Here is a 16728-nt window from a genome sequence, read left to right as displayed (position 1 = left end):
GCCGCGCGCCGGCTCAGCCGGCGGCGGCGGCGAGCTGGCCGTGCTTGCGCACGATCAGCATCGCGATCTCCAATGCCTGCTCGTAGTTGAGGCGCGGGTCCACGGTGGTGCGGTAGGCGCGCTGCAGGTCGAGCTCGGTCAGCTCGCGCGCCCCGCCCAGGCACTCGGTGACGTTCTCGCCGGTCAACTCCAGGTGCACGCCGCCCAGGCGGGTGCCGCACGCGGCATGGATGTCGAACGCCTGCTCCAGCTCGCTGCGGATGTTGTCGAAGCGGCGGGTCTTGTAGCCGTTGCGGGTGGATTCGGTGTTGCCGTGCATGGGGTCGCACACCCACAGCACGCGCCGCCCCTCGCGCTTGACCGCCTCCAGCAGCGGCGGCAGCTTCTCGCCGATGCTGGCCGCGCTCAGGCGGTGGATCAGCGCCAGCCGGCCGGGTTCGTCGTCCGGGTTGAGCACGTCGATCAGGCGCAGCAGCTGGTCGACCCCGACCGACGGCCCGAGCTTGAGCGCGATCGGGTTGCGGATGCCGCGGAAGTACTCCACGTGCGCGCCGTCCAGCGCGGCGGTGCGCATGCCGATCCACGGGTAGTGGGTGGACAGGTTGAACCAGCCGTGCTGGCGCGGGACCTGGCGGGTGAGCGCCTCCTCGTAGGGCAGCAGCAGCGCCTCGTGCGAGGTGTAGAAATCGACCCGGTTGATGTTGTGCACCTGGCCGCCGGCGAGGGTCTCCATGAACCGCACCGCATCGCCGATCGCGCCGACCATGCGCTGGTACTCGTGCGCGAGCGGCGCATGCCGCACCCACGCCAGGTCCCAGTACTCGGGGTGGTGGAGGTCGGCGAAGCCGCCGTCGATCAGCGCGCGCACGAAGTTCATGGTCATCGCCGAGCGCGCATGCGCGCGCACCATGCGCTGCGGGTCGGGCGTGCGCGCGGCGGCGCTGAACTCCGGCGCGTTGACCATGTCGCCGCGGTAGCAGGGCAAGGTCACGCCGTCGATCGTCTCGGTGTCGGCCGAGCGCGGCTTGGCGTACTGGCCGGCGAAGCGCCCGACGCGGACCACCGGCAGCTTCAGCCCGTGCACCAGCACCAGGCTCATCTGCAGCAGCACCTTGAGCCGGTTGGAGATCACCGACGAGGTGCAGTCGGCGAAGCTCTCGGCGCAATCCCCGCCCTGCAGCAGGAAGCGGCGGCCCTCCTGGGCCTCGGCGATCTGCTGCTTGAGCGCGAGGATCTCCCACGAGGTCACCAGCGGCGGCAGGCCGCGCAGTTCCTCCTGCGCGCGCGCGAGCGCCGCGGCATCCGGGTACTGCGGCAGCTGCAGGGCCGGGCGCGCGCGCCAGCTGTCCGGCGCCCAGTCGGCGGCGGCGGACGGACGGATCAAGGGCAGCGCGGATGACATGCGGGCAGGCTCTGCGAGGATGATGCGTCGCATCATCCCGCGCGTACCGCGCGGCTGCAACCGTTACCGCCGGAACCGGTATCCCGGGCGCGCGCGCCAGCCGGCCAGCAGCGCCCAGGCCGCCAACAGCACGAACCACAGCAGCGACCACATCGGCATGGTCAGGCCGAGGAAGCTCCAGTCGATATTGCTGCAGTCGCCGGTCGCCTGCAGCACGCGGCGCGCCGCACCTAGCCAGGAATGCTGTTCGACCAGGAAGTTCAGCCCCGGCCCGCAACTGGGCAGCGGCGGCGGGTGCAGTTGCACCCAGACATGGCGGCCGGCATAGCCCATGCCGACCAGGGCCGGCAACAGCGCGAGCACCGCCCAGGCGCGGCGTGCGCCCGCCGCGCGCGGCGCCAGCAACCCACCGGCGAGGAACACCACGCCGAGCGCCGCGTAGCTCAGGCGCTGGAAGATGCAGAACGGGCACGGCTGCAGCTGCTGCACCAGCTGCAGGTACAGGGCATAGGCGATCAGCCCGGCGCAGACGGCAAACCCCAGCAGGAACTGGGTGCGGAACGACCAGCGGAACGGATTCATCGGCAGCCCGGGCACGGAGTCGGCCGATTATGGGCCAGGGCGATGGCAGGCGACACCCCGGCATCCCTCGGCGCAGCGCCGATCGCGCGTGGCGCGGGCCGGATCAAACGCAAAACCCCGGGCCGGGCCCGGGGTTGCGTATCGCCGCCCTGCGCGCAGGCGCAGGTGCAGGGGGACTTGGCTCAGGCCTCGGCCTGCGGGCGGTCCACCAGCTCGACGTAGGCCATCGGCGCATTGTCGCCGGCGCGGAACCCGCACTTGAGGATGCGCAGGTAGCCACCCGGGCGCTGCGCGTAGCGCGGACCCAGCACGGTGAACAGGGTCCCCACCGCTTCCTTGTCGCGCAGGCGCGCGAACGCCAAGCGGCGGTTGGCCACGCCGTCGGTCTTGGCCAGGGTGATCAGCGGCTCCGCGACCCGGCGCAGCTCCTTGGCCTTGGGCAGGGTGGTGCGGATGATCTCGTTCTTGAACAGCGAGGCCGCCATGTTGGACAGCATCGACTGGCGGTGGGCGCTGGTGCGGTTGAACTTGCGACCGGCTTTCTGGTGGCGCATGGCGGAACTCCTGGTGGAATGTTGGAACGCTGTACGTCGCTGTCGCCATCCCGGCGTTGTTGCAGTGGGCTACGCTGGCCCGAAGCCGGCCCGTCCATGGCCGGCGCGCCGCGGGCCGGACGGCCCGTCGGCATGGCCCGCCTCGCGGCGGGCGGGCGCGGCGGACCGGGGTGGCCGGCCCCGCCGCGCGGAAGTACGCCTCAGCCCAGCATGCCGTGGCTGGCGATGCCGGCCGGCGGCCAGTTGTCGAGCTTCATGCCCAGCGCGAGCCCGCGCTGCGCCAGCACCTCCTTGATCTCGGTCAGCGACTTCTTGCCGAGGTTCGGGGTCTTGAGCAGCTCGACCTCGGTCTTCTGGATGAGGTCGCCGATGTAGTAGATGCTCTCGGCCTTCAGGCAGTTGGCCGAGCGCACGGTCAGCTCGAGGTCGTCGATCGGGCGCAGCAGCAGCGGGTCCACGCCCGGCGCCTGCTGCGGCTTGCTGCCGCGCTCGCGGTGGGTGAAGTCGCCGAACACCGACAGCTGGTCGGTGAGGATGTCGGCGGCGGTGCGCACCGCCTCCTCGGCGTCGATGGTGCCGTTGGTCTCGATCTCCAGCACCAGCTTGTCGAGGTCGGTGCGCTGCTCGACGCGCGCAGCCTCGACCGCGTAAGCGACGCGGCGGACCGGCGAGAACGAGGCGTCCAGCACCAGCCGGCCGATTGCGCGGGCCTCCTCGTCCGGGCGGCGGCGCGCGGCGGCCGGCTGGTAGCCGAAGCCGCGCTGGATGGTCAGGCGCATGTTCAGCGCCACGTCCTTGGTCAGGGTGGCGATCACGTGGTCGGGGTTGAGCACCTCGACGTTGTGGCTGGTCTTGATGTCGCCGGCGGTGACCACGCCCGGACCCTGCTTCTTGAGCTCGAGGGTGTCGGACTCGCCGCTGTGCATGCGGATGGCCACGTCCTTGAGGTTCAGCAGGACCTCGAGCACGTCCTCGCGCATGCCCTCGACCGTGGTGTACTCGTGCAGGACGCCGTCGATCTCGACCTCGGTGATGGCAAAGCCCGGGATCGAGGACAGCAGCACCCGGCGCAGGGCGTTGCCGAGGGTGTGGCCGTAACCGCGCTCCAGGGGCTCGATCACGACCTTGGCGCGGTTCTGGGTGATGCGCTCGATCTGCGGCGCGCGCGGGCGCAGCACTTGGGTGGCGGTAACCGTCATTCGTGGTGTCTCCGTCGGCCCCCGGCATCCGGATACCGGGGGCGGTGGCAATGGCTTACTTCGAGTACAGCTCGACGATCAGCGCTTCGTTGATGTCGGCCGGCAGGTCGGCACGGTCGGGCACCGCCTTGAACACGCCGCTGAACTTGTCGGCATCGACCTCGACCCACGACGGCGACAGGTCCATCTGCTGGGCAAGGGTCAGCGACTCCTTGACCCGCAGCTGCGCCTTGGCCTTGTCGGACAGGGTGATGGCGTCGCCGGCCTTGACCGCGTAGGACGGTAGGTTGACCGGCTTGCCGTTGACCAGCACGCCGCGGTGGCTGACCAGCTGGCGGGCGGCCGGGCGGGTGACGGCGAAGCCCATCCGGTAAACGACGTTGTCCAGGCGGGTCTCCAGCATCTGCAGCAGGTTCTCGCCGGTGTTGCCCTTGCGGTTGGAGGCCTTCTTGTAGTAGTTGCGGAACTGGCGCTCGAGCAGGCCGTAGATGCGCTTGACCTTCTGCTTCTCGCGCAGCTGGGTGGCGTAGTCGGACAGCTTGCCCTTGCGCGCGTTCGGGCCGTGCTGGCCTGGCTTCTGCTCCAGCTTGCACTTGGAGTCCAGCGCACGCGCGGGCGACTTCAGGGACAGGTCGGCGCCTTCGCGGCGCGCGAGCTTGCAGGTGGGACCGATGTAACGAGCCATGTTGGTGTGCTCCCGCGCGTCAGACGCGACGCTTCTTCGGCGGACGGCACCCGTTGTGCGGGATCGGCGTCACGTCGATGATGTTGAGGATCTTGTAGCCGACCGCGTTGAGCGAACGCACGGCCGATTCGCGCCCCGGGCCCGGGCCCTTGATGCGCACTTCCAGCGACTTCACGCCGTAGTCGAGCGCGGCCTTGCCAGCCTTCTCGGCGGCGACCTGCGCCGCGAACGGGGTGGACTTGCGCGAGCCGCGGAAGCCCGCGCCGCCCGAGGTCGCCCAGCTCAGCGCGTTGCCCTGGCGGTCGGTGATGGTGACGATGGTGTTGTTGAACGAAGCGTGGACATGCGCGATGCCGTCGGTGACGACGCGCTTGGCCTTCTTCTTGGTCTTGGTGGCGGCAGCCGGCTTGGCCATGGTCTCAGGTTCCCTTTACTTCTTGATGGCCTTGCGCGGGCCCTTGCGGGTGCGCGCGTTGGTGCGGGTGCGCTGGCCGCGCACCGGCAGGCCGCGGCGGTGGCGCAGGCCGCGGTAGCAGCCCAGGTCCATCAGGCGCTTGATCGCCATGCCGACCTCGCGGCGGAGGTCGCCCTCGACCACGAACTTGCCGACCTCGGCGCGCAGGCGCTCGACCTCGGGCTCGGTGAGGTCGCGGATCTTGGTGGACGCATTCACGCCCGCCGCTTCGCAAACCTGCTTGGAACGGGTACGGCCGATGCCGTAGATGCTTTGCAGCCCGACCCAGACGTGCTTCTGGGCAGGCAGGTTGACGCCTGCAATACGCGCCATGTGGCGATCTCCGATGACGATGTGCGCAGGGCCTTGCGGCCACGGCGCCGGGAAACGTGGAATTCTAGCAAGGTTCCGGCAGTTCAGGAAAGCCGCGGCGAGCCGCGGCCGGCATGGGGAGTGTGCCCATGCTCCGGCGACGGCCGGTGACTGGCGGTGGCCGGGCTTGCGCCCCGCCCCGCCCCCGCGCTCCTCCAGCGCGGGGATCGGTCGCCGGCCACCTGCGCCCGGAACCGCTGCGCAGGTCGCCCATCGTGCCGTACGGACGCGTATGTTCCGTGCCGGCGGGTGTTCGTCCATCCATGATAGCGCGGGCCCGAGGCCCACGCCGCCTGGCACTCCGGCCGGGCGGGGACGCGCTTTCAGCGCGTGCGCAGGCCACCCTTCAGGTTGGCCTTCTTGAGCAGGCTCTCGTACTGGTGCGACATCAGGTGCGCCTGGATCTGCGCGATGAAATCCATCACCACCACCACCACGATCAGCAGCGAGGTGCCGCCGAAGTAGAACGAGGTGCCCAGTTCGGTGCGCATGACCTCCGGCAGCAGGCAGACCAGCACCAGGTACAGCGCCCCGGCGCCGGTCAGGCGCGTGAGCACCCCGTCGATGTAGTCGGCGGTCGCCTTGCCGGGGCGGATGCCCGGGATCAGCGCGCCGGACTTCTTCAGGTTGTCCGCGGTTTCCTGCGAATTGAATACCAGCGCGGTGTAGAAGAACGCAAAGCCGATGATCAGCGCCGCGTACAGAATCATGTGCAGTGGCTCGCCCGGGGCCAGCATCTGGCTGACCTTCTGCAGCCAGGTGGTGGCCGCGCTGCCGGACTGCCCGAACCAGGTCGAGGCGGTCGCCGGGAACATGATGATCGAGGAGGCGAAGATCGGCGGGATCACGCCGGACATGTTGAGCTTGAGCGGCAGGAACGAGCTCTGGTTCATGTAGGCGCCGCGCCCGCCCTGGCGGCGCGCGTAGTTCACGGTGATGCGGCGCTGGCCGCGCTCCATGAACACCACGAACCAGGTGAAACCGAGCACGATGGCGAGGATGAAGAACACCGTGATCCACTGCATCTCGCCGGCATTGGCCTGCTGCAGGGTGTTGATCACCGCGCCGGGCAGGCCGGCGACGATGCCGGAGAAGATGATCAGCGAGACGCCGTTGCCGATGCCGCGCTCGGTCACCTGCTCGCCCAGCCACATCAGGAACATGGTGCCGGCGGTCAGCGAGACCACCGCGGTCATGACGAAGCCGGGACCCGGGTTGTACACCACCGGGATGCCGCCGGCCGCGCCCTGGTGCTGCAACGCGATCGCGATCCCCGCGGCCTGGAAGATCGCCAGCAGGACCGCGCCGTAGCGCGAGTACTGGGTGATCTTGCGGCGGCCGGACTCGCCCTCCTTGGACATCGCCTTCCAGCTCGGCAGGATCTGGGTCATCAGCTGGACCACGATCGAGGCCGAGATGTAGGGCACGACGTTCAGCGCGAAGATGCTGAACCGGTGCAGGGCGCCGCCGGAGAACATGTTGAACATGTCCACGATGGTGCCCTTCTGCGATTCCATCAGCTGCAGCATGGCCTCGGGGTTGACCCCCGGGACCGGGATGTAGCAGCCGATCCGGAAGACGATCAGCGCGCCGATCACGAACAGCAGGCGCGAGCGCAGTTCGGTGAACTTGCCCGCGCCCATCAGGCCCGACAGCGCGTCCGCGGTTCGCGACATGCGCCGATTACTCCGCCAGCTTGCCGCCGGCCGCCTCGATCGCGGCCTTGGCGCCCGCGGTGGCGGCGATGCCCTTCAGCACGTAGGCCTTGGTGACCTCGCCCTTGGCGACGACCTTGGCGCGCTTGGCGGTGCTCGGCACCAGCCCGGCGGCGCGCAGGGCGGCGAAGTCGACCTCGCCGGCCGGCAGGCTGTCGAGGCGGTACAGCAGGACCTCGGCGGTGTCCTTGGCCAGCGGCGAGCGGAAGCCGATCTTCGGCAGCCGGCGCTGCATCGGCATCTGGCCGCCCTCGAAGCCGGCCTTGATCTTGCCCTTGCCGGCGCGCGCGAACGAACCCTTGTGGCCGCGGCCGCAGGTCTTGCCGAGGCCGGAACCGATGCCGCGGCCGACGCGGGTGCGTTCGGTGCGGGCGCCCTCGGCGGGCTTGAGCGTGTTGAGCTTCATGCGATTACTCCTCCACCTGCACCAGGTAGTGCAACTGGTTGATCAGGCCGCGCACCTGCGGGCTGTCCTTCAGCTCGCGCACGCTGCCCACCTTGCCGAGGCCGAGCGCGCGCACCGACAGGCGGTGGCGGGACTGGGTGCCGCGCAGGCCCTTGACCAGGCGGACCTTGATGGTCTTGACGGCATTCTCGTTAGCCATGGATCAGGTCCTCCACCTTCTTGCCGCGCTTGGCCGCGATCTTGGCCGGCGAGTGCATGGCCTGCAGTCCCTTGACGGTGGCGCGCACCAGGTTGATCGGGTTGCGCGAGCCGACCGCCTTGGCCAGCACGTTCTTCACCCCGACCGCCTCGAGCACGGCGCGCATGGCGCCGCCGGCGATCACGCCGGTGCCCTCGGACGCCGGCTGCATGAACACGCGGGCCGCGCCGTGGCCGGCCTTGACCGCGTGGAACAGGGTGCCGTTGTTGAGCTCGACCGTGCTCATGTTGCGGCGGGCGTACTCCATCGACTTCTGGATCGCCACCGGCACTTCGCGGGCCTTGCCGTAGCCGAAGCCGACCTTGCCGGCGCCGTCGCCGACCACGGTCAGCGCGGTGAAGGTGAACTGCCGGCCGCCCTTGACCGTCTTGCTGACGCGGTTGACCGCGATCAGCTTCTCGATCATGCCGTCATCGATCTCTTCGCGTTCGCGGTTGCGGTCGCGCCCGCGCGGTTCGCGCTGCTCTGCCATTTCGATGTCTCGTCAGGTGTGTATGGGATGTGCGGCGGGGCCGCTTGTGGTTGTGGTCTGCTGCGGGCGTTCCGCCGGCCCCGCAACCGGGAACGGCGTCCGGCGCACCCCGCGCCGGCGGGCGGTGCGCGACGGCGTCAGAACTGCAGGCCGCCCTCGCGCGCGGCGTCGGCCAGCGCCTTGATGCGGCCGTGGTAGCGGTAGCCCGAGCGGTCGAAGGCGACCTTCTCGATCCCGGCCGCACGCGCGCGCTCGGCGATCATGCGGCCCACCTTGGCGGCGGCCTCCATGTTCTTGCCGCTCTTGAGGCCGTCCTTGACGTCGGCCTGGACGGTCGACGCGGCGGCCAGGACCTGGGCGCCGTCGGCGGTGAACACCTGCGCGTACAGGTGCTGGCCGGTGCGCAGCACCGACAGGCGCGGCACGCCGAGGATGCGGATGCGCGCGCGGGTGGACTTGGCGCGGCGCAGGCGGGCGATCTTCTTTTCCATGGTCTTCTCTCTCCGGAAGCTGAAGGCGGGACGTCCCTGGTCTGGGAGGCGCCGTTAGGCCTTCTTGGCTTCCTTGCGGATGATGTTCTCGCCGGCGTACTTGACGCCCTTGCCCTTGTAGGGCTCCGGCGGACGGTAGCCGCGGATCTTGGCGGCGACCTCGCCGACCAGCTGCTTGTCGGCGCCGGCGACCACGATCTCGGTCTGGCTCGGGGTGGTGATGGTGATCCCCTCGGGGGCCTTGAACACCACCGGGTGCGAGTAGCCGAGCGACAGGTTCAGGTCCTTGCCCTGGGCGGAGGCGCGGTAGCCGACGCCGACCAGTTCGAGCTTGCGCTCGAAGCCCTGGCTGACGCCCTGCACCATGTTGGCGAGGATCGCACGCAGGGTGCCGGCCATCGGCACCAGCGCCGGGTCGTTGGCGGTGATGCGGGCCTGGCCGTCGGCGGCCTCGACCTGCACGCCGGCCGGCTTGGCCACGCTCAGGGTGCCCTTCGGGCCCTTGACGCTGACCGATTCGGCCTGGACGGTGAGTTCAACGCCCTTGGCCAGGGCCACGGGCTTCTTGGCAACGCGGGACATGTTCGTCTCCTCCCTTAGGCCACGATGCACAGGACTTCGCCGCCGACGCCCTGCTGGCGCGCCTGCGCGTCGGTCATGATGCCCTTGGAGGTGGAAATGATGGCCACGCCCAAGCCGCCGAGCACCTTCGGCAGCGCGTCCTTGCCGCGGTACTGGCGCAGGCCCGAGCGCGAGACGCGCTTGAGGGTCTCGATCACCGGCTTGCCCTCGTAGTACTTCAGCGCGATCTCCAGCTCGGCCTTGGCGCCGTCCTGGGTCACGCGGGCGTCGGCGATGTAGCCCTCGGCCTTGAGGACGTTGGCGATCGCGACCTTGATCTTGGAGGACGGCATCTTCACCGTCGGCTTGCCGACCGCCGCCGCATTCTTGATGCGGACCAGCATGTCGGCGATGGGATCAGTCATGCTCATGGGTCACCTTGCGTAGCACCGATATCCGCTTGCGCGAATGGGTCTGGGGATGCGGCCGCCCCGGATGGCGGCGGCTGGGTTGGCTTGCCCGGCAGGGCAAGCCGCGTATTGTAGCAATTACCAGCTGGCCTTGCGCAGGCCGGGCACGTCGCCGCGCATGGTCGCCTCGCGCAGCTTGTTGCGGCCGAGGCCGAACTTGCTGTAGACCGCGCGCGGGCGCCCGGTCAGCACGCAGCGGGTGGTCTGGCGGCTCGGCGAGGAGTCGCGCGGCAGCTTCTGCAGCTTCACCGCCGCAGCCATCTTCTCCTCGTAGGACGCGTCCTGGCTGGAGATGATCTTCTTCAGGGCCTCGCGCTTGGCAGCGTACTGCTTGGCCAGCTTGGCGCGCTTGGCCTCACGGTTGATCATGCAGGTCTTGGCCATGGCCTGTCCTTAGTTGCGGAACGGGAAGCGGAAGGCCTCGAGCAGGGCCTTGGCCTCCGCGTCGGTCTTCGCCGTGGTGGTGATCGCGATGTCCATGCCGCGCATGGCGTCGACGGCGTCGAAGTCGATCTCCGGGAAGATGATCTGCTCCTTCACGCCCATGTTGTAGTTGCCGCGGCCGTCGAACGAACGCCCCGACACGCCGCGGAAGTCGCGCACGCGCGGCAGCGCGATGTTGATCAGGCGGTCCAGGAACTCGTACATGCGCGCGCGGCGCAGGGTCACCTTGCAGCCGATCGGCCAGCCGTCGCGGATCTTGAACGAAGCCACCGAGATGCGCGACTTGGTGACCACCGGCTTCTGGCCGGCGATCTTGGCCATGTCGGCCACCGCGTTCTCCAGCACCTTCTTGTTGGTCGCGGCCTCGCCCACGCCCATGTTCAGCGTGATCTTGACCAGCTTGGGCACTTCCATCGGATTGGTGTAACCGAACTGCTGCATCAGCTTCGGCACCACCTCGTCCTTGTAGAACTTCTCGAGTCGGGTAGTCATGTCAGACGGCCTCGCCGCTGGAGCGGAACACGCGGATGCGCTTTCCATTCTCCAGCACCTTGGTGGCAACGCGCTCGCCCTTGCCCGTGGCCGGGTTGTAGAGCATCACGTTGGAAATGTGGATCGACGCCTCGCGCTCGATCACGCCGCCGGGCTGGCCGGCCTGCGGGTTCGGCTTGGTATGGCGCTTGACCAGGTTCAGGTTGGCGACGTACACGCGGTCGCCCTCGACGCGCAGGACCTCGCCGGTCTGGCCCTTGATCTTCTTGTTGCCGGTGGTGATCACCACCTGGTCGCCCTTGCGGATACGGTTCATGTCAGTCTCCTGCGCTCACAGCACTTCGGGGGCGAGCGAGACGATCTTCATGAACTTCTCGGAACGCAGCTCGCGGGTGACGGGCCCGAAGATGCGGGTGCCGATCGGCTCATGCTTGTTGTTGAGCAGCACGGCGGCGTTGCCGTCGAAGCGGATCAGCGACCCGTCCGGACGGCGCACGCCCTTGCGGGTGCGCACGACGACCGCGTTGTACACGTCGCCCTTCTTCACCTTGCCGCGCGGGATCGCATCCTTCACCGACACCTTGATGATGTCGCCGATGCCGGCGTAGCGACGCTTGGAGCCGCCCAGCACCTTGATGCACATCAGTTCCTTGGCGCCCGAGTTGTCGGCGACGTCGAGATAGCTCTGCATCTGGATCATGGCTGTCTCTCCTGCTTACTCGGCCGCGCGGGTGATGATTTCCACCACGCGCCAGTTCTTGGTCTTGGAAATCGGCGCGCACTCGGCCACGCGCACGTAGTCGCCCTCGTTGCAGGCGTTGTCGGCGTCGTGGGCGTGCAGCTTGGTCGAGCGGCGGATGTACTTGCCGTACAGCGCGTGCTTGACGTGGCGCTCGACCAGCACCGTCACGGTCTTGTCCATCTTGTTGCTGACCACGCGGCCTTCGACCGTGTGCAGCTTCTTGGTTTGTTCGGTCATGGCGGCCGTCCTTACTTCTTCTGCCCGAGCAGCGTGTTGACGCGCGCGATCTCGCGCCGCACGCGGCGGGCCTCGTGGGTCTTGGCGAGCTGACCGGTGGCCTTCTGCATGCGCAGCGCGAAGCGCTCCTTGTGCAGCTCGGCCAGGTGGGCCTTGAGCTCGTCCGCCGACTTCTGACGCAGTTGCTTGAGTTCCATCAGCGCACCGTCCGGGTCACGAATTGGGTGGTGACCGAGAGCTTGGCGGCGGCCAGGCGGAACGCCTCGCGCGCGACCTCCTCGCTGACGCCCTCGATCTCGTAGATCATGCGGCCGGGCTGGATCTGCGCGACCCAGTACTCCACGTTGCCCTTACCGGAGCCCATTCGGACTTCGATCGGCTTCTTTGTGATCGGCTTGTCGGGGAACACGCGGATCCACATCTTGCCGCCGCGCTTGACGTAGCGGCTGATCGAGCGGCGCGCGGCCTCGATCTGGCGGGCGGTGAGCTGGCCGTGGGCGGTCGCCTTCAGGCCGTACTCGCCGAAGCTGACGGCGTTGCCGTTCCAGCTCAGGCCCTCGTTGCGGCCCTTGTGGACCTTGCGGTATTTGGTTCGCTTGGGTTGCAGCATGGTTTACTCCCTCGCTTCGCCGCGCTCGGCGCGGTCGCCACGGTCGCGGCGCGGGCCGCGCGGACGCTCGCGGTCGCCGCGCTCGCGCGCGGCCGGGGCGTCGTCCTGCTTCTCCTGGCCGACCTGGCTGAAATCGAAGATCTCACCCTTGTAGATCCAGACCTTGATCCCGATCACGCCGTAGGTGGTGTGCGCTTCGGCGAAACCGTAGTCGATGTCCGCGCGCAGGGTGTGCAGCGGCACGCGGCCCTCGCGGTACCACTCCGAACGCGCGATCTCGGCGCCGTTCAGGCGGCCGGCGACGTTGACCTTGATGCCGAGCGCGCCCAGGCGCATCGCATTGCCGACCGCGCGCTTCATCGCGCGGCGGAACATGATGCGGCGCTCGAGCTGCTGCGCGATCGACTCCGCCACCAGCTGCGCGTCCAGCTCCGGCTTGCGCACCTCGGTCACGTTGATGTGGGCGGGCACGCCCATCACGTCCGAGACCTCCTTGCGCAGCTTCTCGATGTCCTCGCCACGCTTGCCGATCACCACGCCCGGGCGGGCGGTGTGGATGGTGACGCGCGCGTTGTTGGCCGGGCGCTCGATCAGGATCTTGCTGATCCCCGCCTGCGCCAGTTTCTTGCGCAGCATGTCGCGCACCTTCAGGTCGGCGGCGAGGTAGTCGGCGTACTGCTTCTTGCCGGCATACCACTTGGAGTTCCAGTCCTTGGCGATGCCCAGGCGGATGCCGATCGGATTGACTTTGTGACCCATGATTACTTGCCCTCGCCCACGACCACGGTGATGTGGCTGGTGCGCTTGCTGATGCGCGTGCCACGGCCCTTCGCCCGCGCCATGAAGCGCTTCAGGATCGGGCCCTCGTCGACCATGATGGTCTTGACCTTCAGGGCGTCGATGTCGGCGCCCTGGTTGTTCTCGGCGTTGGCGATGGCCGACTCCACCACCTTGCGGATCATGGCGGCGGCCTTCTTGTCGGAGAACTTCAGCAGGTTGACCGCGCGCTCGGCGGACAGCCCGCGCACCTGGTCGGCGACCAGGCGGGCCTTCTGCGGGGAGATGCGCGCGGTGCGCAGGATGGCTTTCGCTTCCATTGTCATCTCCTTACTTCGACTTCTTGTCGCCGCCGTGACCCTTGAAGGTCCGGGTCAGGGCGAACTCGCCGAGCTTGTGGCCGACCATGTTCTCGTTGACCAGCACCGGGACGTGGTTCTTGCCGTTGTGCACGGCGATGGTGAACCCGATCATCTCCGGCAGGATCGTCGAGCGGCGCGACCAGGTCTTGATCGGCTTCTTGCTGCTGCCCGCGGCCTCCACCTTCTTCATCAGGTGGTGGTCGACGAACGGGCCTTTCTTCAGTGAACGTGCCATTGCCGATTAGCTCCTGCGGTCGCGCACGATGAACTGCTGGGTGCGCTTGTTCTTGCGGGTCTTGTAACCCTTGGTCGGCACACCCCACGGGGTGACCGGGTGCGGGTTGCCCTGGCCGGAGCGGCCCTCGCCGCCGCCATGCGGGTGGTCGACCGGATTCATCGCGGCGCCGCGCACGGTCGGCCGCACGCCGCGCCAGCGCTTGGCGCCGGCCTTGCCCAGCTTCTCCAGGTTGTGCTCGTCGTTGCCGACCTCGCCGATGGTGGCGCGGCACTCGGCCGGGACCTTGCGCATCTCGCCCGAGCGCAGGCGCAGCAGCGCGTACACGCCCTCGCGCGCGATCAGCTGCACGCCGGCGCCGGCGGCGCGCGCCAGCTGCGCGCCCTTGCCCGGCTTCATCTCGATGCAGTGCACGGTGGAGCCGACCGGGATGTTGCGCAGCGGCAGGGTGTTGCCGGTCTTGATCGGGGCGTCGCGGCCGGCGATCACCTGGTCGCCCGCCTTCAGGCCCTTGGGCGCGATGATGTAGCGGCGCTCGCCGTCGGCGTAGCACAGCAGCGCGATGTGCGCGGTGCGGTTGGGGTCGTACTCGATGCGCTCCACGCGCGCGGGGATGCCTTCCTTGTCGCGCTTGAAGTCGATGATCCGGTAGTGGTGCTTGTGGCCGCCGCCGATGTGGCGGGTGGTGATGCGGCCGTGGTGGTTGCGGCCACCGGTCTTGCCCTGCTTCTCCAGCAGCGGCGCGTACGGCGCGCCCTTGTGCAGGTCGGGCGTCACCACGCGCACCGCGGCGCGGCGGCCGGGCGAGGTGGGCTTGAAGGTCATCAATGCCATGGATGCTTCCTCAGGCCGAGACGGTCATGACGTCGATCGACTGGCCCTCGGCCAGCGTGACGTAGGCCTTGCGCCAGTCGCCGCGGCGCCCCTGGCGGAACTTGAAGGTCTTGTTCTTGCCCTTCACGTTCACCACGTTCACCGCCTCGACCTTGACGTCGAAAATCTTCTCCACCGCGGCCTTCACGTCGGCCTTGGTGGCGGTCTTGGCGACCTCGAAGACGTACTGGTTGGACACTTCCTGCAGGCGCGCGGTCTTCTCGGACACGCGCGGCGCACGGATCACTTCGTACAGATTGGCGCTCATGCCAGCCACTCCTCGATCTTCTTGACCGCGTCGGTGGTCACGACCACGGTGTCGGCGCCGACCAGCGCGACCGGGTCCAGCCCCTGCACGTCACGCACCTGCACGTACGGCAGGTTGCGGGCCGACAGGTACAGGTTCTCCGAGGCGTCCTCGGTGACGATCAGCGGGCGCTGCCCCGCCTTGAGGTCGGCCAGCTTGGCGACCAGGCCACGGGTCTTCGGCGCATCCACGTCGAACGCCTCGACCACCGTGATGCGCCCCTGGCGGTTGAGCTCGGACAGGATGGTCGCGATCGCGGCGCGGTACATCTTGCGGTTGACCTTCTGCGCGAAGCTGCGCGGCTTGGCCGCGAAGGTCACGCCGCCGCCGACGAAGATCGGCGCGGTCAGCGCGCCGTGGCGGGCGCCGCCGCCCTTCTGGCGCTTGGACTTCTTGGTGGTGCCGTGGACTTCCGAGCGGGTCTTCTGGGCCTTGGTGCCGGCGCGGCCCGCGTTGCGGTAGGCGACGACGACCTGGTGCACCAGGTCCTCGTTGAAGGGGCGGCCGAACACCGCCTCGGACACGGCCAGCTTGGCGCCGCCGTTGACGTTCAGTTCCATGGATCAGACTCCCTTGCTGGTCGGGCGCACGATCACGTCGCCGCCCGGCGCACCCGGGACCGCGCCGCGCACGGCGATCAGACCGCGCTCGGCGTCGACCTTGACCACCTGCAGGTTCTGGGTGGTCTGGGTGACGTGGCCCATGTGGCCGGCCATCTTCTTGCCCGGGAACACGCGGCCCGGGGTCTGGCGCTGGCCGATCGAGCCCGGCGCGCGGTGCGACAGCGAGTTGCCGTGGGTCGCATCGCCCATGGTGAAGTTCCAGCGCTTGATGGTGCCCTGGAAGCCCTTGCCCTTGGTCACGCCCTGCACATCGACCTTCTGGCCGACCTCGAAGATGTCGGCGCGGATCTCGCCGCCGACCTCGTACTTGCCGATCTGGTCGGGCTCGACCCGCAGCTCCCACAACCCACGCCCGGCCTCGACCTTGGCCTTGGCCAAGTGCCCGACCTCCGGCTTGGTCAGCAGGCTGGCACGCTTGACGCCGGCGGTCACCTGCACCGCGCAGTAGCCGTCGGTCTCCAGGGTCTTGACCTGGGTGATGCGGTTCGGGGTGGCCTCGATCAGGGTCACCGGCACCGACTTGCCGTCCTCGGTGAACATCCGGCTCATGCCGGCCTTGCGGCCGACGATGCCGAGCGAATGCTTCTTCGCGCTCATCACGGGCCTCCTTTAGGTCAGCTTGATCTGGACGTCGACGCCGGCCGCGAGCTCGAGCTTCATCAGCGCGTCCACGGTCTTGTCGTTGGGGTCGACGATGTCGAGCACGCGCTTGTGCGTGCGGGTCTCGTACTGGTCGCGCGCGTCCTTGTCGACGTGCGGCGACACCAGCACGGTGTAGCGTTCGATCTTGGTCGGCAGCGGGATCGGGCCGCGCACCTGCGCGCCGGTCCGCTTGGCCGTCTCGACGATCTCGCTGGCCGAGCGGTCGATCAGGCGGTGATCGAACGCCTTCAGCCGGATGCGAATCTTCTGGTCCGCCATGAGGAATGCCTCGTATCGAAAGAGCGACAGGCGCGGCGGCGTCGTGCGCCGCACCCCCGGGTACTGCGGGTACTGCAGGCGGGCCGCGGCGCGGCCCGGAAAAACACGCTGGCGGCCCGGTCGCCCGGCCCGCCAGCCTCGGGAATCCATGAACGCGCCGAAAGGCCCCGCCGATATGCTCCGGACTACTTTCCGGAACGGACGAGGCCCTGCCGCGCGACATCTCCCTGTCTGGCGAACACGAGGCGCATCCTGCGCCTCATTTCGCTACCCCGGCAACACACATTGCCGAAGGGTCTTGCATTGTAAATCGACGCCGGTCGCGCTTGCAAGCATGCCCGCGCAAAATCTTCCGGCCCGCAGGCGGCTTGCGCCGCCTGCCTCGACCCCGGCCCGTTCCCGTCGCCGGGAACGGGGGACACGCAGGGGCTTACTTGAGGATCTTCGACACCACGCCGGCGCCGACCGTGCGCCCGCCCTCGC

The 16728-nt window shown here is 68.7% G+C and carries 29 protein-coding genes; all 29 read right to left on the bottom strand.

Annotated elements, in window-relative coordinates; genetic code table 11:
• Positions 1-13: 13 nt before the first annotated feature.
• Positions 14-1402, bottom strand: a complete 1389-nt coding sequence (locus tag ML340_RS09310) for a class II 3-deoxy-7-phosphoheptulonate synthase (protein WP_240098966.1) — start codon at positions 1400-1402, stop codon at positions 14-16.
• 63 nt (positions 1403-1465) lie between these two features.
• The gene (locus ML340_RS09305; RefSeq protein WP_240099149.1) at positions 1466-1984 is read right to left on the bottom strand and encodes a disulfide bond formation protein B; all 519 of its coding nucleotides are present in this window, start codon (positions 1982-1984) and stop codon (positions 1466-1468) included.
• A gap of 182 nt (positions 1985-2166) precedes the next feature.
• Positions 2167-2538 (bottom strand): 50S ribosomal protein L17, encoded by a 372-nt coding sequence (rplQ, locus tag ML340_RS09300; protein ID WP_240098964.1) that lies wholly within the window; start codon positions 2536-2538, stop codon positions 2167-2169.
• A 200-nt stretch (positions 2539-2738) separates the two neighbouring features.
• Entirely contained in the window at positions 2739-3737 is a 999-nt protein-coding gene (locus tag ML340_RS09295) for a DNA-directed RNA polymerase subunit alpha (RefSeq protein WP_240098962.1), read from the bottom strand.
• A 55-nt stretch (positions 3738-3792) separates the two neighbouring features.
• Positions 3793-4422: a 30S ribosomal protein S4 gene (gene rpsD, locus ML340_RS09290; protein ID WP_240098960.1), complete on the bottom strand. Its 630-nt coding sequence runs from the start codon at positions 4420-4422 to the stop codon at positions 3793-3795.
• A gap of 19 nt (positions 4423-4441) precedes the next feature.
• The gene (rpsK, locus tag ML340_RS09285) at positions 4442-4837 is read right to left on the bottom strand and encodes a 30S ribosomal protein S11 (protein WP_240098958.1); all 396 of its coding nucleotides are present in this window, start codon (positions 4835-4837) and stop codon (positions 4442-4444) included.
• 15 nt (positions 4838-4852) lie between these two features.
• The gene (gene rpsM / locus ML340_RS09280) at positions 4853-5209 is read right to left on the bottom strand and encodes a 30S ribosomal protein S13 (protein ID WP_240098956.1); all 357 of its coding nucleotides are present in this window, start codon (positions 5207-5209) and stop codon (positions 4853-4855) included.
• A 362-nt stretch (positions 5210-5571) separates the two neighbouring features.
• Complete coding sequence (gene secY, locus ML340_RS09275) at positions 5572-6924, bottom strand: preprotein translocase subunit SecY (RefSeq protein WP_425608309.1); 1353 nt, start codon at positions 6922-6924, stop codon at positions 5572-5574.
• A 7-nt stretch (positions 6925-6931) separates the two neighbouring features.
• Positions 6932-7369, bottom strand: coding sequence for a 50S ribosomal protein L15 (rplO, locus tag ML340_RS09270; protein WP_240098954.1), 438 nt, complete (start codon positions 7367-7369; stop codon positions 6932-6934).
• Between the two features lie 4 nt (positions 7370-7373).
• Complete coding sequence (gene rpmD / locus ML340_RS09265) at positions 7374-7568, bottom strand: 50S ribosomal protein L30 (protein ID WP_240098952.1); 195 nt, start codon at positions 7566-7568, stop codon at positions 7374-7376.
• On the bottom strand, positions 7561-8100 hold the full coding sequence (gene rpsE, locus ML340_RS09260; protein ID WP_240098950.1) for a 30S ribosomal protein S5: 540 nt from the start codon (positions 8098-8100) through the stop codon (positions 7561-7563). The genes rpmD and rpsE overlap by 8 nt, the downstream gene beginning before the upstream one ends.
• A 137-nt stretch (positions 8101-8237) precedes the next feature.
• Positions 8238-8591 carry a 50S ribosomal protein L18 gene (rplR, locus tag ML340_RS09255; RefSeq protein ID WP_240098948.1) on the bottom strand — a complete coding sequence of 118 codons (354 nt, stop codon included), beginning with the start codon at positions 8589-8591 and terminating at the stop codon, positions 8238-8240.
• 54 nt (positions 8592-8645) lie between these two features.
• Positions 8646-9173, bottom strand: coding sequence for a 50S ribosomal protein L6 (gene rplF / locus ML340_RS09250; protein ID WP_240098946.1), 528 nt, complete (start codon positions 9171-9173; stop codon positions 8646-8648).
• Between the two features lie 14 nt (positions 9174-9187).
• Positions 9188-9583 carry a 30S ribosomal protein S8 gene (gene rpsH, locus ML340_RS09245; RefSeq protein WP_240098944.1) on the bottom strand — a complete coding sequence of 132 codons (396 nt, stop codon included), beginning with the start codon at positions 9581-9583 and terminating at the stop codon, positions 9188-9190.
• 117 nt (positions 9584-9700) lie between these two features.
• Positions 9701-10006: a 30S ribosomal protein S14 gene (gene rpsN / locus ML340_RS09240; protein ID WP_240098942.1), complete on the bottom strand. Its 306-nt coding sequence runs from the start codon at positions 10004-10006 to the stop codon at positions 9701-9703.
• 9 nt (positions 10007-10015) lie between these two features.
• Entirely contained in the window at positions 10016-10558 is a 543-nt protein-coding gene (gene rplE / locus ML340_RS09235) for a 50S ribosomal protein L5 (protein ID WP_240098940.1), read from the bottom strand.
• Between the two features lies 1 nt (position 10559).
• Positions 10560-10874: a 50S ribosomal protein L24 gene (rplX, locus tag ML340_RS09230; RefSeq protein ID WP_240098939.1), complete on the bottom strand. Its 315-nt coding sequence runs from the start codon at positions 10872-10874 to the stop codon at positions 10560-10562.
• 15 nt (positions 10875-10889) lie between these two features.
• Positions 10890-11258, bottom strand: a complete 369-nt coding sequence (gene rplN, locus ML340_RS09225) for a 50S ribosomal protein L14 (RefSeq protein WP_240098937.1) — start codon at positions 11256-11258, stop codon at positions 10890-10892.
• A 15-nt stretch (positions 11259-11273) separates the two neighbouring features.
• Positions 11274-11537: a 30S ribosomal protein S17 gene (rpsQ, locus tag ML340_RS09220; protein ID WP_240098935.1), complete on the bottom strand. Its 264-nt coding sequence runs from the start codon at positions 11535-11537 to the stop codon at positions 11274-11276.
• An 11-nt stretch (positions 11538-11548) separates the two neighbouring features.
• Entirely contained in the window at positions 11549-11734 is a 186-nt protein-coding gene (rpmC, locus tag ML340_RS09215; protein ID WP_240098934.1) for a 50S ribosomal protein L29, read from the bottom strand.
• On the bottom strand, positions 11734-12147 hold the full coding sequence (gene rplP / locus ML340_RS09210) for a 50S ribosomal protein L16 (protein WP_240098932.1): 414 nt from the start codon (positions 12145-12147) through the stop codon (positions 11734-11736). Before rplP ends, rpmC begins: the two co-directional genes overlap by 1 nt.
• Positions 12148-12150: 3 nt before the next feature.
• Positions 12151-12906 (bottom strand): 30S ribosomal protein S3, encoded by a 756-nt coding sequence (rpsC, locus tag ML340_RS09205; RefSeq protein ID WP_240098931.1) that lies wholly within the window; start codon positions 12904-12906, stop codon positions 12151-12153.
• Between the two features lie 2 nt (positions 12907-12908).
• On the bottom strand, positions 12909-13244 hold the full coding sequence (gene rplV / locus ML340_RS09200; protein WP_240098929.1) for a 50S ribosomal protein L22: 336 nt from the start codon (positions 13242-13244) through the stop codon (positions 12909-12911).
• Between the two features lie 10 nt (positions 13245-13254).
• Positions 13255-13521: a 30S ribosomal protein S19 gene (rpsS, locus tag ML340_RS09195; RefSeq protein WP_240098927.1), complete on the bottom strand. Its 267-nt coding sequence runs from the start codon at positions 13519-13521 to the stop codon at positions 13255-13257.
• 6 nt (positions 13522-13527) lie between these two features.
• A complete protein-coding gene (rplB, locus tag ML340_RS09190) occupies positions 13528-14355 on the bottom strand; it encodes a 50S ribosomal protein L2 (RefSeq protein WP_240098926.1) in 828 nt (275 codons plus the stop codon).
• Positions 14356-14365: 10 nt separating this feature from the next.
• Positions 14366-14662, bottom strand: coding sequence for a 50S ribosomal protein L23 (gene rplW, locus ML340_RS09185; RefSeq protein WP_240098924.1), 297 nt, complete (start codon positions 14660-14662; stop codon positions 14366-14368).
• Positions 14659-15261, bottom strand: a complete 603-nt coding sequence (gene rplD / locus ML340_RS09180; protein WP_240098923.1) for a 50S ribosomal protein L4 — start codon at positions 15259-15261, stop codon at positions 14659-14661. Before rplD ends, rplW begins: the two co-directional genes overlap by 4 nt.
• A 3-nt stretch (positions 15262-15264) precedes the next feature.
• Entirely contained in the window at positions 15265-15921 is a 657-nt protein-coding gene (rplC, locus tag ML340_RS09175) for a 50S ribosomal protein L3 (protein WP_240098921.1), read from the bottom strand.
• Positions 15922-15933: 12 nt separating this feature from the next.
• Positions 15934-16245, bottom strand: coding sequence for a 30S ribosomal protein S10 (gene rpsJ, locus ML340_RS09170; RefSeq protein ID WP_005408208.1), 312 nt, complete (start codon positions 16243-16245; stop codon positions 15934-15936).
• Positions 16246-16728 lie beyond the last annotated feature (483 nt).

The organism is Thermomonas flagellata, from assembly GCF_022419185.1.
GTDB classification, from domain to species: Bacteria; Pseudomonadota; Gammaproteobacteria; order Xanthomonadales; family Xanthomonadaceae; genus Thermomonas; species Thermomonas flagellata.
This window is presented reverse-complemented; position numbering and strand designations above follow the sequence as displayed.

What these genes read in the sequence shown, in the direction of transcription:
- ML340_RS09305 (WP_240099149.1), bottom strand. Translation starts at nt 1,984, where the DNA reads ATGAATCCGTTCCGCTGGTCGTTCCGCACCCAGTTCCTGCTGGGGTTT.
- rpsN (WP_240098942.1), bottom strand. Translation starts at nt 10,006, where the DNA reads ATGGCCAAGACCTGCATGATCAACCGTGAGGCCAAGCGCGCCAAGCTG.
- rplO (WP_240098954.1), bottom strand. Translation starts at nt 7,369, where the DNA reads ATGAAGCTCAACACGCTCAAGCCCGCCGAGGGCGCCCGCACCGAACGC.
- rplB (WP_240098926.1), bottom strand. Translation starts at nt 14,355, where the DNA reads ATGGCATTGATGACCTTCAAGCCCACCTCGCCCGGCCGCCGCGCCGCG.
- rpmD (WP_240098952.1), bottom strand. Translation starts at nt 7,568, where the DNA reads ATGGCTAACGAGAATGCCGTCAAGACCATCAAGGTCCGCCTGGTCAAG.
- rpsH (WP_240098944.1), bottom strand. Translation starts at nt 9,583, where the DNA reads ATGAGCATGACTGATCCCATCGCCGACATGCTGGTCCGCATCAAGAAT.
- rpsK (WP_240098958.1), bottom strand. Translation starts at nt 4,837, where the DNA reads ATGGCCAAGCCGGCTGCCGCCACCAAGACCAAGAAGAAGGCCAAGCGC.
- rplQ (WP_240098964.1), bottom strand. Translation starts at nt 2,538, where the DNA reads ATGCGCCACCAGAAAGCCGGTCGCAAGTTCAACCGCACCAGCGCCCAC.
- rpsC (WP_240098931.1), bottom strand. Translation starts at nt 12,906, where the DNA reads ATGGGTCACAAAGTCAATCCGATCGGCATCCGCCTGGGCATCGCCAAG.
- rpsQ (WP_240098935.1), bottom strand. Translation starts at nt 11,537, where the DNA reads ATGACCGAACAAACCAAGAAGCTGCACACGGTCGAAGGCCGCGTGGTC.
- rplX (WP_240098939.1), bottom strand. Translation starts at nt 10,874, where the DNA reads ATGAACCGTATCCGCAAGGGCGACCAGGTGGTGATCACCACCGGCAAC.
- rplF (WP_240098946.1), bottom strand. Translation starts at nt 9,173, where the DNA reads ATGTCCCGCGTTGCCAAGAAGCCCGTGGCCCTGGCCAAGGGCGTTGAA.
- rpsM (WP_240098956.1), bottom strand. Translation starts at nt 5,209, where the DNA reads ATGGCGCGTATTGCAGGCGTCAACCTGCCTGCCCAGAAGCACGTCTGG.
- ML340_RS09295 (WP_240098962.1), bottom strand. Translation starts at nt 3,737, where the DNA reads ATGACGGTTACCGCCACCCAAGTGCTGCGCCCGCGCGCGCCGCAGATC.
- ML340_RS09310 (WP_240098966.1), bottom strand. Translation starts at nt 1,402, where the DNA reads ATGTCATCCGCGCTGCCCTTGATCCGTCCGTCCGCCGCCGCCGACTGG.
- rpsS (WP_240098927.1), bottom strand. Translation starts at nt 13,521, where the DNA reads ATGGCACGTTCACTGAAGAAAGGCCCGTTCGTCGACCACCACCTGATG.
- rpmC (WP_240098934.1), bottom strand. Translation starts at nt 11,734, where the DNA reads ATGGAACTCAAGCAACTGCGTCAGAAGTCGGCGGACGAGCTCAAGGCC.
- rplE (WP_240098940.1), bottom strand. Translation starts at nt 10,558, where the DNA reads ATGACTACCCGACTCGAGAAGTTCTACAAGGACGAGGTGGTGCCGAAG.
- rplP (WP_240098932.1), bottom strand. Translation starts at nt 12,147, where the DNA reads ATGCTGCAACCCAAGCGAACCAAATACCGCAAGGTCCACAAGGGCCGC.
- rplD (WP_240098923.1), bottom strand. Translation starts at nt 15,261, where the DNA reads ATGGAACTGAACGTCAACGGCGGCGCCAAGCTGGCCGTGTCCGAGGCG.
- rplW (WP_240098924.1), bottom strand. Translation starts at nt 14,662, where the DNA reads ATGAGCGCCAATCTGTACGAAGTGATCCGTGCGCCGCGCGTGTCCGAG.
- rplN (WP_240098937.1), bottom strand. Translation starts at nt 11,258, where the DNA reads ATGATCCAGATGCAGAGCTATCTCGACGTCGCCGACAACTCGGGCGCC.
- rplR (WP_240098948.1), bottom strand. Translation starts at nt 8,591, where the DNA reads ATGGAAAAGAAGATCGCCCGCCTGCGCCGCGCCAAGTCCACCCGCGCG.
- rplC (WP_240098921.1), bottom strand. Translation starts at nt 15,921, where the DNA reads ATGAGCGCGAAGAAGCATTCGCTCGGCATCGTCGGCCGCAAGGCCGGC.
- secY (WP_425608309.1), bottom strand. Translation starts at nt 6,924, where the DNA reads ATGTCGCGAACCGCGGACGCGCTGTCGGGCCTGATGGGCGCGGGCAAG.
- rpsE (WP_240098950.1), bottom strand. Translation starts at nt 8,100, where the DNA reads ATGGCAGAGCAGCGCGAACCGCGCGGGCGCGACCGCAACCGCGAACGC.
- rpsJ (WP_005408208.1), bottom strand. Translation starts at nt 16,245, where the DNA reads ATGGCGGACCAGAAGATTCGCATCCGGCTGAAGGCGTTCGATCACCGC.
- rplV (WP_240098929.1), bottom strand. Translation starts at nt 13,244, where the DNA reads ATGGAAGCGAAAGCCATCCTGCGCACCGCGCGCATCTCCCCGCAGAAG.
- rpsD (WP_240098960.1), bottom strand. Translation starts at nt 4,422, where the DNA reads ATGGCTCGTTACATCGGTCCCACCTGCAAGCTCGCGCGCCGCGAAGGC.